This is a genomic window from Bradyrhizobium viridifuturi, assembly GCF_001238275.1.
Classification (GTDB): domain Bacteria; phylum Pseudomonadota; class Alphaproteobacteria; order Rhizobiales; family Xanthobacteraceae; genus Bradyrhizobium; species Bradyrhizobium viridifuturi.
In genome coordinates this window covers 294027-308825 of record NZ_LGTB01000002.1, presented here as the reverse complement: position 1 = coordinate 308825, position 14799 = coordinate 294027, and the positions used below count along the sequence as shown (strand labels likewise).

The 14799-nt window shown below is 64.3% G+C and carries 13 protein-coding genes; 12 read left to right on the top strand and 1 reads right to left on the bottom strand.

The window, feature by feature from the left end:
* Position 1 precedes the first annotated feature (1 nt).
* A complete protein-coding gene (locus ALC15_RS03525; RefSeq protein WP_050626066.1) occupies positions 2-532 on the bottom strand; it encodes a GNAT family N-acetyltransferase in 531 nt (176 codons plus the stop codon).
* 138 nt (positions 533-670) lie between these two features.
* On the opposite strand from ALC15_RS03525, the gene ALC15_RS03520 reads away from it, so the two are divergent.
* The 12 genes from ALC15_RS03520 to ftsH all read left to right on the top strand — a co-directional run bounded on the left by ALC15_RS03520 (position 671) and on the right by ftsH (position 14799).
* Positions 671-1270, top strand: a complete 600-nt coding sequence (locus tag ALC15_RS03520) for a superoxide dismutase (RefSeq protein WP_021078629.1) — start codon at positions 671-673, stop codon at positions 1268-1270.
* Positions 1271-1433: 163 nt separating this feature from the next.
* Positions 1434-1820, top strand: a complete 387-nt coding sequence (gene crcB, locus ALC15_RS03515; RefSeq protein WP_050626116.1) for a fluoride efflux transporter CrcB — start codon at positions 1434-1436, stop codon at positions 1818-1820.
* Positions 1821-2425: 605 nt separating this feature from the next.
* On the top strand, positions 2426-3139 hold the full coding sequence (gene tolQ / locus ALC15_RS03510) for a protein TolQ (RefSeq protein ID WP_016846954.1): 714 nt from the start codon (positions 2426-2428) through the stop codon (positions 3137-3139).
* Positions 3140-3182: 43 nt separating this feature from the next.
* Positions 3183-3650 (top strand): biopolymer transporter ExbD, encoded by a 468-nt coding sequence (locus ALC15_RS03505; protein WP_016846953.1) that lies wholly within the window; start codon positions 3183-3185, stop codon positions 3648-3650.
* A gap of 25 nt (positions 3651-3675) precedes the next feature.
* The gene (locus tag ALC15_RS03500) at positions 3676-4620 is read left to right on the top strand and encodes a cell envelope biogenesis protein TolA (protein WP_050626065.1); all 945 of its coding nucleotides are present in this window, start codon (positions 3676-3678) and stop codon (positions 4618-4620) included.
* Between the two features lie 71 nt (positions 4621-4691).
* Positions 4692-6026 carry a Tol-Pal system beta propeller repeat protein TolB gene (gene tolB / locus ALC15_RS03495; RefSeq protein ID WP_050626115.1) on the top strand — a complete coding sequence of 445 codons (1335 nt, stop codon included), beginning with the start codon at positions 4692-4694 and terminating at the stop codon, positions 6024-6026.
* A 187-nt stretch (positions 6027-6213) separates the two neighbouring features.
* On the top strand, positions 6214-8544 hold the full coding sequence (locus tag ALC15_RS03490) for a putative bifunctional diguanylate cyclase/phosphodiesterase (RefSeq protein ID WP_050626064.1): 2331 nt from the start codon (positions 6214-6216) through the stop codon (positions 8542-8544).
* Positions 8545-8716: 172 nt separating this feature from the next.
* Positions 8717-9448: an N-acyl amino acid synthase FeeM domain-containing protein gene (locus ALC15_RS03485; RefSeq protein WP_050626063.1), complete on the top strand. Its 732-nt coding sequence runs from the start codon at positions 8717-8719 to the stop codon at positions 9446-9448.
* 310 nt (positions 9449-9758) lie between these two features.
* Positions 9759-10241, top strand: a complete 483-nt coding sequence (gene pal / locus ALC15_RS03480; RefSeq protein ID WP_016846948.1) for a peptidoglycan-associated lipoprotein Pal — start codon at positions 9759-9761, stop codon at positions 10239-10241.
* 317 nt (positions 10242-10558) lie between these two features.
* On the top strand, positions 10559-11524 hold the full coding sequence (gene ybgF, locus ALC15_RS03475) for a tol-pal system protein YbgF (protein WP_430649130.1): 966 nt from the start codon (positions 10559-10561) through the stop codon (positions 11522-11524).
* Positions 11525-11583: 59 nt separating this feature from the next.
* Positions 11584-12618, top strand: coding sequence for a tRNA lysidine(34) synthetase TilS (gene tilS / locus ALC15_RS03470; RefSeq protein WP_050626062.1), 1035 nt, complete (start codon positions 11584-11586; stop codon positions 12616-12618).
* Between the two features lie 258 nt (positions 12619-12876).
* Positions 12877-14799, top strand: a complete 1923-nt coding sequence (ftsH, locus tag ALC15_RS03465) for an ATP-dependent zinc metalloprotease FtsH (RefSeq protein ID WP_050626061.1) — start codon at positions 12877-12879, stop codon at positions 14797-14799.

Here is a 14799-nt window from a genome sequence, read left to right as displayed (position 1 = left end):
GTCACCATGGCAGGCCGCATAGGTCGATCTTGCCCTGGCGCGGGGCGCGGACGATGTCGTTGACGAACGGCGCCATCGCCTCGAAGCGGATCTGCCCGGAGGGCTGTTCGCACATGACTTCGCCGGTGAAGGGATGCCAGCCGCGCGCCTGGTAGAACGCGAAATTGTGCGGCTCGCAGAATAAGATTGCAAATTTCACCGCATCGTTGGCACGCATCGTGTGCACGGCGGCGTCGAGCGCGAGTGACGCATAGCCGCGCCCCCGGCAGTCCTCGCGGGTCGAGACCCCGCCGATGCCGCCGACATGCACCTTGTGGCCATTCCAGGTGATGGTCCGGAAATAGATACCGACATGGCAGGCCAGCCCGCTGTCATCGGGCGCGTCGAGCAGCACGCGCAAATCCGCGTGAGCCCATTTGATATCGGCCCAGCTCTTGTTCTGCATGACTTCGGGGCTCCAGACCGCCCGAAGCAGCGGCTCGGCGCGCTGCCATGACGCATCTCCGTTGAGAATGTCGATTTCGATGCTCATCGTCGCCGTCCTGGGTCTGCTTTCGGCTGTGCCGATCTGTCATACACGATCTGAAAATGCGGTGTTTCTCCGCCGTGGAACCTTCTATAAGGGGGACCCGTTAAGTGTAGTCTCCCACCCTCTGTTGGACATTACCCCATGACCTTCACGCTACCCGATCTGCCCTACGCCCACGACGCCCTTGCGCCCTACATGTCCAAGGAAACGCTGGAGTTTCACCACGACAAGCATCACCAGGCCTACGTCACCAACGGCAATAACGCGATCAAGGGGACCGAATTCGAAGGCAAGTCCCTCGAGGAGATCGTGAAGGGCTCGTTCGGGAAGAACGCGGCCGTCTTCAACAATGCCGGCCAGCATTACAACCACATCCATTTCTGGAAGTGGATGAAGCCGAATGGCGGCGGCAGCAAGCTGCCCGGCCGGCTCGAGAAGAAGATCAACGAAGACCTCGGGGGCTTTGAGAAGTTCAAGACCGACTTCGCCGCGGCTGGCGTCGGCCAGTTCGGCTCCGGCTGGGCCTGGCTGCAGGTCAAGGGCGGCAAGCTCGAGATCGCCAAGACCCCGAACGGCGAGAACCCGCTGGTCCACGGCGCGGTGCCGATCCTCGGCGTCGACGTCTGGGAGCACTCCTACTACATCGACTACCGCAACCGTCGTCCGGACTATCTGAAGGCGTTCGTCGACAGCCTCGTCAACTGGGACTACGTCGACGAGCTGTTCGGCAAGGCCGGCTAAGCGCGCACAATGTCATTCCGGGCCCGGTCCTGCGGACCGCCCTCAGGTGCGCAATTGCGCACCGGGGAATGATGACGAGAGTGCTTTGGAAGAGGGCGGCAGGATCAACTGCTGCCCTTTTTGTTTCCTTGCAGCGGTTGCGGCCATGCGGCACAAAGCGCGCATGGGGCAACTGGCAAGCTATCTCCTCGTCTTCTTCGGCGGCGGTCTTGGCGCCACGCTGCGGCATCTGATCAACATCACCTGCGCGCGCTGCATCGGCACCGCGTTTCCCTGGGGCACTTTCATCATCAACATCACGGGATCGACCGTGATGGGGCTGATCGCAGGCTATCTCGCCTTCAAGGGCGAGGCCTCGCAGCCCTGGCGGCTGTTCCTGATGACCGGCGTCCTCGGTGGCTACACCACCTTCTCCGCCTTCTCGCTCGACGCCGCGCTGCTCTATGAGCGTGGCGAGCTCGGGCTGGCTGCGCTGTACGTCGCGGGATCGGTGGCGCTCTCGATCGCGGGATTGTTTGCCGGGCTCGCGCTCATCAGGCATTTGACGTGAGGCGACGTTAGCGAGGCGATCACTCTCCATCGTCATTCCAGGGCTCGCGAAGCGAGAGCCCGGGTCAAGCACCGCTGCCTCTGGAATACTGGGCGCGGGTGATGACGCCGGCGGTGTGTCAGTGGGATCGCGAACCATCCATCGCCGTCGTCCTGGCGAAAGCCAGGACCCATTACCCCTAAGTTCATTTGTTGCGCGACGCTGGGGCCACGATCCCGTTCGTCACCGGATTCGGTGGTTATGGGTCCTGGCTTTCGCCAGGACGACGCGGGGAGGGGGCCCCGCGCTCTCTCCACCCGGCCGCAAACCGTTCATCCCGGGAACCCGCCAACCGGCTCGTCCGGCGGCATTTCCCGCCTCCAAATTTCCCTTTGGTAACCTCGCCTTAACCATGATTAGCGTCTGGTTAGGGTCTGAATGACGCGTGAAAAGCCCTCGTTTTGACATGTTGGCAGGGGAAGCAGGGCCCGGCTTTGGACGGGCCCCCCATGCGACAGATGTAAGAGGCTCTCGCGCAGTTTTGCCGCGCCGGGCGCGCGGCCGTGGAAGGGGTGCCGATTGGCGGCCCGCCGAATTGGGACACTTGCGTTGAGAGGATATTGCCGATGAATCCCGCCGATGTGGCTCAGTCGACGCTGCCACTGGCATCGAGCGATGTATCGCTGATCGCATTGTTTTGGCAGGCCCATTGGGTCGTCAAATGCGTGATGCTGGGACTTCTGTCCTGCTCGGTGTGGGTCTGGGCGATCGCAATCGACAAAATCCTGCTCTACGCCCGCACCAAGCGGGCAATGGACAAGTTCGAGCAGGCGTTCTGGTCCGGCCAGTCGATCGAGGAACTCTACCGGGCGCTCTCGGCCAAGCCGACCCAGTCGATGGCGGCCTGTTTCGTGGCCGCAATGCGGGAGTGGAAGCGCTCCTTCGAGAGCCAGTCGCGGTCGTTTGCCGGGCTGCAGGCCCGGATCGAAAAGGTCATGAACGTCTCGATCGCCCGGGAAGTGGAGCGGCTGGAACGGCGCCTCCTGGTGCTCGCCACGGTGGGCTCGGCCGGCCCGTTTGTCGGCCTGTTCGGGACCGTCTGGGGCATCATGTCGAGCTTCCAGTCGATCGCGGCCTCGAAAAACACCTCATTGGCGGTGGTGGCCCCCGGTATCGCGGAAGCGCTGTTTGCGACCGCAATCGGCCTGATTGCCGCAATTCCGGCGACTATTTTCTACAATAAGTTCACCTCGGAGGTGAACCGGCAGGCCGCGCGCCTCGAGGGGTTCGCCGACGAGTTCTCGGCCATCCTGTCGCGTCAGATCGACGAGCGGGGCTGAGGCTGATGATGGTCACGATGGTCACTCTTGTGAGCGCACGATCATGGCGATGAGCATGGCAGGGTCCGGCGGGGGCAGACGCCGCCGCGGCGGGCGCAAGCCGGTCATGGCCGAGATCAACGTCACGCCGATGGTGGACGTGATGCTGGTGCTCTTGATCATCTTCATGGTCGCGGCGCCGCTGATGACGTCGAACATCGACATCGATCTGCCGGTCGCGAGCGGCGGCAAGTCGATCTCGTCGAACCAGCCGCCGCTGACATTGTCGGTCAAGCGTACCGGCGGCGGCTGCAACTCCAATGTCGAACTCTATCTCGGCGACGCGCCGGTCACGGCCGCGGATTTTCCAGCCAAGATCAAGGCGATCGGCGATGCCCGGTCGGATGCCGAAAAAGTGGTCTATCTGCGTGGCGACAAGGACGTCTGTTACACGGATATGATGAAATTGCTCGGGGAAGTCCGGGCTGCGGGATTCAAGGCTAATATCGTCATCATCCCGGAGGGCGGTTAGAGCATGAGGCACGGGGAAGCCTGATTTGAAGGTCAAGGTCGACAAGACTCTGGCGGCATCGATTGTCCTGCACGTCCTCGTGATCGGGTGGGGCCTCTTGTCGTTTTCGACCAGGGCATACGTGATGCCTGAAGAGGATACTGTTGCCGTCGACGTGATCTCGCCCGACCAACTCTCTCATGTCATGGCGGGCCTGAAGGACGGCAAGAAGGAAAATCCCAAGCCGCTGGTCGAGAAGGTCGCCGAGGCCAAGCCGATGGATGATGCCGTCGGCAAGATCGATGACAAGAAGCCGCCTGTCGTGACCGATACCGCGCCGGCGCCGACGCCGAAGGTGGAGAAGCCGGAAGACAAGAAGCCGGATCCGCCGAAGAAGGTCGAGAACAAGCCAGAGAATAAGCCAAAGGAAGAGCCGAAGCCGGTTGAGAAGAAGCCGGATCCGGTGAAGCCCGACCCGATCGCGGAAGCGATCAAGAAGGAAGAGAAGAAGCCGCCCCCGAAGCCTGTCGCACAGGCCGCCAAGCCGCCGCCGGAGCAGAAGCCCAAGGATCGCGTGTTCGACCAAAGCAAGATTGCGGCACTGCTCGACAAGCGCGACCCGACGCGCGCCTCGGCAACTGGCGATACGCTCAACGCCAATGCATCGCTCGGTACTGCCAAGGGCAAGGCCGCTGACAACTCCGCGACCTGGGGCGCAATGTTCAAGCAGCAGGTCGAGCGTTGTTGGAAGAAGCCCTATGGCGGCATCGAAGCGCAGCAGACCGAGGCCGTTTTCGAGATCAAGCTGAACCGTGAGGGCAAGCTCGAAGCGCCGCCGGTGCCGGAAGGCACGCCGGGAACGCCCTATTTGCGTGTCTATCAAGAGAGCGCGCTGCGGGCGATCATCGAATGCCAGCCGTATAGACTGCCGGCCGCCTTCTTCGAGGAATGGAAGTATTTCGCGCCGGTGTTCACGGAACGGAAGACCTGAGGACAATCGCGTCGCCTGGCCAACGGCAAGCAAAGTTACTGACAATGACCAACACGAATGATTTGCGGACCATGAAATTTCGCCTCGACCGTCGACAGATGATCTCCGGAATTGCGGCCCTCGGCGCGCTTGCTGGAACCCGGAGCGCTTTCGGGCAGGCCGGCCCGAAACGAATTCCGATTCCGGAAGGCGAGTTTGCCCCGGTGCCGATCGCAATCCCGAACTTCGCCGCCGGAACGCCCGGCGACGCCGAGGTCGGTGTCGGTGTCACGCAGGTGATTACCAACAATCTGAAGCGCAGCGGGTTGTTCGCGCCGATCGATCAGGCCGCCTATCTCGAGAAGCAGATCAACATCGACGCGGCGCCGAACTTCAACAACTGGAAGAGCATCAACGCGCAGGCGCTGGTGACCGGCCGGATGACGCGCCAGGGCAACGGCCGCGTGAAGGCGGAATTCCGGCTCTGGGACGTCAACACCGGCCAGCAGCTCGCCGGCCAGCAGTATGACACCTCGGCCGAATACTGGCGCCGTATCGCCCACATCATCTCCGACCAGATCTATGAGCGGATGACCGGCGAGAAAGGCTATTTCGATACCCGCGTCGTGTTCGTCGACGAGAGCGGCTCGGCTGATCGCCGCGTCAAGCGGCTCGCGCTGATGGACCAGGACGGTGCCAATGTGCGCTATCTGACCCGCGGCTCGGACCTCGTGCTGACGCCGCGGTTCTCGCCATCGACCCAGGAAATCACCTACATGGAGTTCGGGCAGGGCGACCCGCGCGTCTACCTGCTCAACATCGAGACCGGCCAGCGCGAGATCGTCGGCAACTTCCCGGGCATGTCGTTCTCGCCGCGCTTCTCGCCGGATGGCCAGCGCGTCATCATGAGCCTGCAGCAGGGCGGCAACTCCAACCTGTTCGTGATGGATCTGCGCTCGAAGTCGATGACGCGGCTGACCGACACGCCGGCGATCGACACCTCGCCATCTTATGCGCCCGACGGCACGCGGCTGTGCTTCGAGTCCGATCGCGGCGGCAAGCCGCAGATCTATGTGATGCCGGCAACCGGCGGCCAGGCGCAGCGCATCTCGTTCGGCGACGGCACCTATTCGACGCCGGTGTGGTCGCCGCGCGGCGACTACATCGCCTTCACCAAGCAGGGCGGCGGGCAGTTCGCGATCGGCATCATGAAGCCGGACGGCTCCGGCGAGCGCATCCTGACCTCGGGCTTCCACAATGAAGGTCCGACCTTTGCGCCGAACGGACGCGTCGTGATGTTCTTCCGCGATCCCGGCGGCAACAGCGGCCCGTCGCTGTTCACGATCGACGTGTCCGGCCGCAACGAGCTGCGGGTTCCGACCCCCGGTTTTGCGTCCGATCCCGCCTGGTCGCCGCTGTTGTCCTGAGCTCGCGCGGGGCTGCTCCGGGGAACCCCGGAGCAGGTCGGCACTTCTTACCTAGCGCACTGAATTTGATGCCGAATTTCGGCCATCAATCATCCGTGGCAAGGACTCGCTAAGGATGTTCGCTCAGAAAGGCTTCACCTGCGGCCGCTAAAACTACGCTGCCGGAAAAGGACGCGTACGTCTGCAGATGCAGTTGGTGGATCAGAAACGACGAGGCAGCCAGGACGAGCTGGAGCCAGTGCTCTACGCTGCACTTGTGGATTCGATGCGCCAGAACTTCTGGGCGATGTTCCTCGGCAGCGTCGCCACCGCCTCCGCCGCGGTGATGACCGCGCTCAAGACCGGTAATGTGCTGCTGTGGCCGTTCGCCTTCCTGATCATCGCCATCGGCACCGCGCGCGCGGTCTGGATGCGCAAATACGACGAGGGGCAGGGCGGCGGGCTGACCTATGAGGAAGCCAAGGTCTGGGCGCCGCGCTACTCGATCGGTGCGATCGTCTACGCCATGGTGCTGGGCGCCTGGTGCTTCGTCACCATCCTCGGCAGCGATGATGCGATCGCCCACATGCTCTGCGTCGCGGTAACGGTCGGCTATACCGCGGGCGGCGCGGCGCGCAACTACGGGCGGCCGCGGCTGCTTCAGCTCCATGTGCTGGTCGCCTGCGGCCCGATGTCGCTCGCCTTGGCGCTGCACGGCGACTTCTACTATGTCGGCCTCGCGACCCTGCTGGTGCTGTTCTTCCTCGGCCTCAAGGGCATCAACCTCAGCCTGCATGCGATCTTCGTCAAGGCGCTGACCGCGAGCTTCCGCGAGGCGGCGCTGGCGCATCAGTTCGATACTGCGCTCAACAACATGCCGCATGGCCTGTGCATGTTCCGCGCCGACGGGCGCCTCGCGGTGATGAACCACCGCTTCATCGAGATGATGCAGCTGTCGGACGATTTCGTGCAGCGCGGCGCCAGCGCGGCCGATATCTGCAACGCCTGCGTCCTGTCCGGCGCGATCTCGGTCGCGGCCGCGCAGCAGATCCTGTTCGAGATCGAGAGCTCGCAGCGCGGCGACATCGTCACCAGCGACCCCGATCCGGCGCAGAACCGTTCGCTGGACTGGACGTTCCAGCCGATGGCCGGCGGCGGCACGGTCTTGCTGGTCGAGGACATCACCGAACGCAAGGACGCCGAGGCAAGGATCAGCCACCTCGCGCGCTACGACGAGCTGACCGCGCTGCCCAACCGGGTCAATTTCCGCGACGAGATCGGCCGCCTGCTCGCCATGCAGCACGGTGACCACCGTTCCGCATTGCTGTTCGTCGACCTCGACCAGTTCAAGCAGGTCAACGATACGCTCGGCCATCCCTGCGGCGACCAACTGCTTTGCGCGGTCGCCGAGCGGCTGCGCGAGATGCTGCGTCCGGAAGATTTCGTCGCGCGGTTCGGTGGCGACGAATTCGTCGTGTTCCAGCAGAATATTAACTCGCATGAAGATGCCGCCGCGCTGGCGCGGCGCATCGTCGACCGGCTCAGCGAGCGCTACAAGATCGACAACCATCTGGTCGAGATCGGCGCCAGTGTCGGCATCGCGATGACCGCGCCCGGCGTCGGCGCCGACACGCTGCTGAAGAACGCCGACATGGCGCTCTACCGCGCCAAGGCCGATGGCCGCGGCACCTTCTGCTTCTTCCGCGACGAGATGGCGCAAACGGTCGAGGCCCGACGCATCCTCGAGCTCGATCTGCGCAAGGCGCTGGCCAACGAGGAGTTCGAGCTGTTCTACCAGCCGCTGATCAATCTGAAGTCCGGCAAGGTTTCGACCTGCGAGGCGCTGCTGCGCTGGAACCACCCCGCGCGCGGCACGGTGTCTCCGGTCGACATCATTCCGGTCGCCGAGGACATGGGCCTGATCGTCGATCTCGGCCGCTGGATCCTGCGCAAGGCCTGCATGGAGTGCATGAAGTGGCCCGAAGCGGTCAGCGTCGCGGTCAATTTCTCGCCGCAGCAGTTCCATCAGCGCGACGTGTTGAGCGAGGTCCGCTACGCGCTCGAGGTCTCCGGTCTGCCCGCGCACCGGCTCGAGATCGAGATCACCGAATCCTCGCTGCTGCACAACACCGAGCTGACCCACGACGTGCTGTCGCAGCTGCGCTCGCTCGGCGTGCGGATCTCGCTCGATGATTTCGGCACCGGCTACTCGTCGCTCAGCTACCTGCACAATTTCCCGCTGCAGAAGGTCAAGATCGATCGTTCCTTCCTCGAGGGCATCGACAGCGATCGTCCGTTGACCCTGCTGCGCGGCGTGGCGCGGCTGTCGGCGGATCTCGGCATGTCGGTCGTGGTCGAGGGCATCGAGACCAATGAGCAGCTCGAACTGATCAGCGCCGATGGCGCGGTGACCGAAGCACAGGGATACCTGTTCAGCCGGCCAGTTCCCGCGGTGCGCATCCGCCAGCTGCTCAATGCTTCGCACGGCCGGCGGGCCGACGAGCAATTGCATGTGGTTCCCTCGCGCTCGATCGCGTGAGCCCGCCGAACGCCTTCAATCGATAGTTGTGATGATCCCCGGGTGCACTACCGGGAATGCACCCTTGCGGTCACAGGTTAACTGTATTGTCTCGATTGCTTTGACGAAAATTAAGAAGCTGTTAAGATTTTAGGCAGCTCGCAAAAGTTGTCGTGACAGTCCGGAGTAGTTCATGAGGTCCCCCGTCGTTGCGCCCCGCGCTTTTTCGCGAGGCCCGGAGCTGCTCGACCAAGTTGATTACCGCCTCGCCCAAACGCCCGCCGAAAAAGAAGAGATCTACAATCTGCGTTATCGCGCCTATCTGCGCGAAGGCGCGGTGAAGGAATCCGCGGAGCAGCGGGTCACGGATCAATACGATGATCTGGAGAACTCCTGGACGTTCGGCGTCTATCTCGACGGCCAGCTCAGCAGCTCGGTTCGCATCAGCGTGCTGACGAACGAGTGGCGCGAGTCGTGCTCTGCGGAGGCCTTCGGCGAAATCCTGCATCCGAGGCTCGATCGCCATCAAGTCATCATCGATCCCGCGCGGTTCGTTGCGGATCCCGATCGGGCCCGGCGCACGCCCGAACTGCCCTATGTCACCGTTCGTCTCGCCTATATGGCCTGCGAATATTTCAGCGCCGATCTGGGACTGGCCATCGTCCGTCCGGAGCACCAGGCATTCTACCGCCGCGTCTTCTTCCACGAGACCATTGCCGAGCCTCGCCTGTTCCCGGGCCTGCTCAAGCCGGTCGGGCTGATGGCGGCGGATTTCCCCACCATGCGGGACAAGGTGTTCACGCGCTACCCGATGATGCGTTCGTCGGCGTTCGAGCGCCGCATGCTGTTCGAGCGTGAACACCATGTGCTCCAGCAGCCGACGATCGAGCGATTCGATCGTCCGTCGATCGTGCCGCATTCCTGAGCGCGAACTACCCGGCTGCCGTTCCGTCGCTGCCGCCGTTCCAGCGTTCCAAATCTGCAACTTTCTGTCGCCGGTTGGCCACGGACGGCGCCAAAATTGCCGTCGAGCGATTTGGTTCCCGCGAAGCTTGCCTTCCCTTCACCATCGCGCCACATTTGCCACCCATTAACCATCGGGGGCGCTTTCCGGCATTGTCTGGCATTTGATGGGGTCCAGCAAGGTCTCGTCAAGGTTGACGGAACGTTCGCTTAACCATCGCCCTGTAGACCGATTGGGTAGTACGAAGAGCGTGAGCGTGGAGGCTCCGGGAATGAATTATCTCCAGGGTATGAAGCTGGTTGCTGTTCTGGCGGTGGCGCTGTCGATGGGCGCCTGCGCCAACAAGAACCCGTTGGACGCCAATGGCGCGATTGGGGGCGCCGCGACCCCGGGTAGCCAGCAGGACTTCGTGGTCAATGTCGGCGACCGCGTGTTCTTTGAGAGCGATCAGACCGATCTCAGCCCACAGGCGACTGCGACCCTCGACAAGCAGGCGCAGTGGCTGCAGACCTACAACCGCTATTCCTTCACCATCGAAGGTCATGCGGACGAGCGCGGCACGCGCGAATACAACATCGCGCTCGGTGCCCGCCGTGCCCAGTCGGTGCGCGCCTACCTGGCCTCGCGCGGCATCGATCCGAGCCGCATGCGCACCATCTCCTACGGCAAGGAGCGCCCGGTCGCGGTCTGTAACGACATCTCCTGCTGGTCGCAGAACCGGCGCGCCGTCACCGTGCTGAACGCCAGCTCCTGACGCGATCCTGAATACGTTTCCAAGCCGGCGCCCTTCGGGCGCCGGTTTTGGTTTGACCGCATGGCGCGGCCGGGCGCTCTTCATCAAGATGAACGAAGCTGCGTGCAATTGGCCGCTTGCTTGTTCCAGCGCCCGTACTAAACCGGTATCCGTGGCGCTGTCCCGGATTTGAAGTGCCAGTCACAATTCCGGCGTACTCCGTCCCTCAATGTCGCTCGCTTTTCACGTCGATCTCGTCGTCAGGGCAAAATGTCATCCAGCTTCATTTTCTTTCCTCCGCCGCGGCGATCGCGGCGCTATTCGCCGTTTCCGCACCAGTGTTTGCCCAGTCCGACGATTCCGATGCCGAGATGCGGATCGAGCGGCTCGAAAACCAGCTGCGGCAGCTGACCGGTCAGAACGAGGAGCTGCAGTACCGCAACCGCCAGCTCGAGGAGCGTCTGCGCCAGCTTGGCGGCCAGCCGCCCGGCGCGCCTGGACAGGCTCCGGCGGGCCAATCCAATGTCGCTGCGGTGCCGCCCGCCCAGCAGCCGCAGGCTTACCCGCAGGCCCAGCCGGGGTATGGCCAGCCGCAGCAGGGATACGGCCAGCCCCAGCAAGGCTATGGCCGGCAGCCGCAGGGCGGCTATGACCAGCAGCAGGTCGCAGCGCCCGCACCGATCGTGCAGGAGCCGGCGGCGCCTGCCGCACCGGGCCGTCGCGGCCGCGGCGATGCCTTCGATCCGAACCAGAATCCGAATGCTCCGGGCGCGCCGCGTGCGCTCGGTGGCGGCCAGATGCCGATGCCCGGCGAGGCAGCAGTCGGTGCGCCCGGCGGCCGCGGGGCGGGCGAGCCGCTCGAGCTCGGCAACACCAGCCCGCAACGCGCGCCCGGCGCGAGCGCGGCCCTGACCACCTTGCCGCCGTCGGCCACGCCGAAGGACGAGTTCGACCTCGGCATCGGCTACATGCAGCGCAAGGACTATGCGCTCGCCGAGGAGACGATGAAGAACTTCGCCACGAAATATCCAACCGATCCGTTGGTGGCGGATTCGCAATACTGGCTCGGCGAAAGCTATTTCCAGCGCCAGCAATATCGCGACGCCGCGGAGACCTTCCTCGGCGTGACCACCAAGTTCGACAAATCAGCGAAGGCACCCGACGCGCTGCTGCGGCTCGGCCAGTCGCTGGCGGCGCTGAAGGAAAAGGAAGCGGCCTGCGCCGCGTTCGGCGAGATCGCGCGGAAGTACCCGCGCGCTCCGGCGGGGTCAAGGCGGCGGTTGAGCGCGAGCAGAAGCGCGTGAAGTGCTAAACCGGCAAGGGGAGGCCGCTTCCGGCCTTTCCACGGCCTGCTGGTTCTGCGATGCCCGACGACCAATCTGCCATCCCGGCAAGGGACGCCAAGCGCCTGTTCGCAGATCTGGCGCGCGCGCCGGCGATCGTGCTTGCGGTGTCCGGTGGTCCGGATTCAGTCGCGCTGATGTGGCTGGCCGCGCGCTGGCGCCGCGCGCTTGCGCAAGGGCCGATGCTGGTGGCGGTCACCGTCGACCACGGTCTGCGTCCTGAGGCGGCTCGCGAGGCGCGCGACGTCAAGCGGCTGGCGCGAAGCCTCGACCTGCCGCATCAAACGCTGCGATGGAATGGGCCGAAACCCGGGACCGGCGTGCCGGCCGCCGCGCGCGAGGCGCGCTACCGTCTGCTTACGCAGGCCGCGCGCAAGCACGGCGCCACGCATATCCTGACCGCGCATACCCGTGACGACCAGGCCGAGACGCTGCTGATGCGGATGCTGCGCGGCAGCGGCGTTGCGGGCCTTTCGGCGATGGCGCGCGAGACCGAGCGCGACGGCGTTCTGCTGATGCGGCCGCTGCTCGATGTGTCGAAGGCGCAGCTGATCGCAACGCTGCGGAAGGCGCGCATCGGCTTTGCCGACGATCCGACCAACCGCGACCTGTCCTTCACGCGGCCACGGCTGCGCGCGCTGATGCCGCTATTGGCGGAGGAGGGCGGTGATGCGCGGATCCTGGCGCGGCTTGCCGCGCGGATCGCGCGGGCCAATTCCGCGCTGGAACTGCTGGTCGATGGTGCCGAGCGCTATCTTGCGTTGAAAAGCGAGGATAAGCTCGGCGCGGGCTTCGACGCCGCGCTGTTCGCGGTGATGCCGGACGAGATCCGCCTCCGTCTGCTCAAGCGCGCCATCGACCGTACCGGACATGAGGGGCCGGCCGAGCTCGGCAAGGTCGAAACCCTTCTCGCCGCGGTCGACCAGGCCCTGGATGGGGTCGCCGGGCAACGCGAATCCAAGCTGAAACAGACCCTCGCCGGAGCGGTCATCAGCGTCGCCTCCGGCCGTATCAGGATCAGCCCGGCACCGCCCCGCCGGGCACGTTCCGGCTAGGCCGGGTTCGATTGGTTCAATCGCTGTCATAATCCGGCAAGGTGGCTTAACCACCCCGGAAAAACACCGGATTCTGCGTCATTTTTTGACCGGGAATCGGGCTAGGATGCGGTAAATAGTCGTGCGCAGTTCCCTTGGCATCGACCCCTGCGGCACCTAGATTGTATGCCATCACGGGATGGATTCCCTGGGGATTCCCACAGAGCCTGCCCAAGGATAGAGAGAGGCCGCGATCCGCGCGACCACCGAAGGAAGACCATGAACGCCAATCTGCGGAATTTCGCCCTCTGGGTCATCATTGTCCTGCTGTTGCTGGCGTTGTTCACGCTTTTCCAGAATCCTGGCCAGCGCTCGTCGTCCTCGGACATCTCGTTCTCGCAGCTTCTCACCGAAGTCGATCAGGGCCATGTCCGCGATGTCGTGATCCAGGGGCCCGAGATTCACGGCACCTTCAACAACGGCACGAGCTTCCAGACCTACGCGCCGAGCGATCCGACGCTCGTGAAGCGGCTCTATGACGCCAAGGTGCAGATCACCGCGAAGGCGCCCGGCGACAACGTGCCGTGGTTCGTCTCGCTGCTCGTCTCCTGGTTGCCGTTCATCGCGCTGATCGGCGTCTGGATCTTCCTGTCGCGGCAGATGCAGGGCGGCGCCGGCAAGGCGATGGGCTTCGGCAAGTCGCGCGCCAAGATGCTGACCGAGGCGCATGGCCGCGTCACCTTCGAGGACGTCGCAGGTGTCGACGAGGCCAAGCAGGATCTGCAGGAGATCGTCGAATTCCTCCGCGACCCCGGCAAATTCCAGCGGCTCGGCGGACGCATTCCGCGCGGCGTGCTGCTGGTCGGCCCTCCCGGCACCGGCAAGACGCTGATCGCGCGCGCGGTCGCCGGCGAAGCCAACGTGCCGTTCTTCACCATCTCCGGTTCTGACTTCGTCGAGATGTTCGTCGGCGTCGGCGCGAGCCGTGTCCGCGACATGTTCGAGCAGGCCAAGAAGAACGCGCCTTGCATCATCTTCATCGACGAAATCGACGCGGTCGGCCGTCATCGCGGCGCCGGCCTCGGCGGCGGCAATGACGAGCGCGAGCAGACGCTGAACCAGTTGCTGGTCGAGATGGACGGCTTCGAGGCCAATGAAGGCGTGATCCTGATCGCGGCGACCAACCGTCCCGACGTGCTCGATCCCGCGCTGCTGCGTCCGGGCCGCTTCGACCGTCAGGTCGTGGTGCCGAACCCGGACGTTGTCGGCCGCGAGCAGATCCTCAAGGTCCACGTCCGCAAGGTGCCGCTGGCGCCGGATATCAACCTCAAGACCATCGCGCGCGGTACCCCGGGCTTCTCCGGCGCCGACTTGATGAACCTCGTCAACGAGGCTGCGCTGACCGCCGCCCGCCGCAACAAGCGGATGGTGACGCAGGCCGAGTTCGAAGAGGCCAAGGACAAGGTGATGATGGGCGCCGAGCGCAAGTCGCTCGTCATGACCGAGGAAGAGAAATTGCTGACCGCCTATCACGAGGGCGGCCACGCCATCGTCGGCCTCAACGTCGTCGCGACCGATCCGATCCACAAGGCGACCATCATCCCGCGCGGCCGTGCGCTGGGCATGGTGATGCAGCTGCCGGAGCGCGACAAGCTGTCGATGTCGCTGGAGCAGATGACCTCGCGTCTCGCCATCATGATGGGTGGCCGTGTCGCCGAAGAGCTGATCTTCGGCCGCGAGAAGGTGACCTCGGGCGCCGCCTCCGACATCGAGCAGGCGACCCGCCTGGCCCGCATGATGGTGACGCGCTGGGGTCTCTCGGAAGAGCTCGGCACCGTCTCCTATGGCGAGAACCAGGACGAGGTGTTCCTCGGCATGTCGGTCTCGCGCACGCAGAACGCGTCCGAGGCGACGGTCCAGAAGATCGACTCCGAGATCAAGCGCCTGGTCGAGGAAGGCTACAAGGAAGCGACCCGCATCCTGACCGAGAAGCACGACGATCTCGAAACCCTCGCCAAGGGCCTGCTCGAGTTCGAGACGCTGACCGGCGACGAGATCACCGACCTGCTGAAGGGCAAGAAGCCCAACCGCGAGTCGGTGCTGGAGCCGTCGACGCCGCGCGCCTCCGCCGTGCCGCCGGCCGGCAAGCCGCGCCCGCGTCCCGATCCGGACACCGGCCTGGAGCCGCAGCCGCAGGCGTAA

Excerpts from the sequence above, each read along its gene's own strand:
- tolQ (WP_016846954.1), top strand. The coding sequence starts at position 2,426 with ATGAATCCCGCCGATGTGGCTCAGTCGACGCTGCCACTGGCATCGAGC.
- ALC15_RS03490 (WP_050626064.1), top strand. The coding sequence starts at position 6,214 with ATGCAGTTGGTGGATCAGAAACGACGAGGCAGCCAGGACGAGCTGGAG.
- tolB (WP_050626115.1), top strand. The coding sequence starts at position 4,692 with ATGAAATTTCGCCTCGACCGTCGACAGATGATCTCCGGAATTGCGGCC.
- ALC15_RS03525 (WP_050626066.1), bottom strand. The coding sequence starts at position 532 with ATGAGCATCGAAATCGACATTCTCAACGGAGATGCGTCATGGCAGCGC.
- tilS (WP_050626062.1), top strand. The coding sequence starts at position 11,584 with ATGCCCGACGACCAATCTGCCATCCCGGCAAGGGACGCCAAGCGCCTG.
- crcB (WP_050626116.1), top strand. The coding sequence starts at position 1,434 with ATGGGGCAACTGGCAAGCTATCTCCTCGTCTTCTTCGGCGGCGGTCTT.
- pal (WP_016846948.1), top strand. The coding sequence starts at position 9,759 with ATGAATTATCTCCAGGGTATGAAGCTGGTTGCTGTTCTGGCGGTGGCG.
- ALC15_RS03520 (WP_021078629.1), top strand. The coding sequence starts at position 671 with ATGACCTTCACGCTACCCGATCTGCCCTACGCCCACGACGCCCTTGCG.
- ALC15_RS03505 (WP_016846953.1), top strand. The coding sequence starts at position 3,183 with ATGGCGATGAGCATGGCAGGGTCCGGCGGGGGCAGACGCCGCCGCGGC.
- ftsH (WP_050626061.1), top strand. The coding sequence starts at position 12,877 with ATGAACGCCAATCTGCGGAATTTCGCCCTCTGGGTCATCATTGTCCTG.
- ALC15_RS03485 (WP_050626063.1), top strand. The coding sequence starts at position 8,717 with ATGAGGTCCCCCGTCGTTGCGCCCCGCGCTTTTTCGCGAGGCCCGGAG.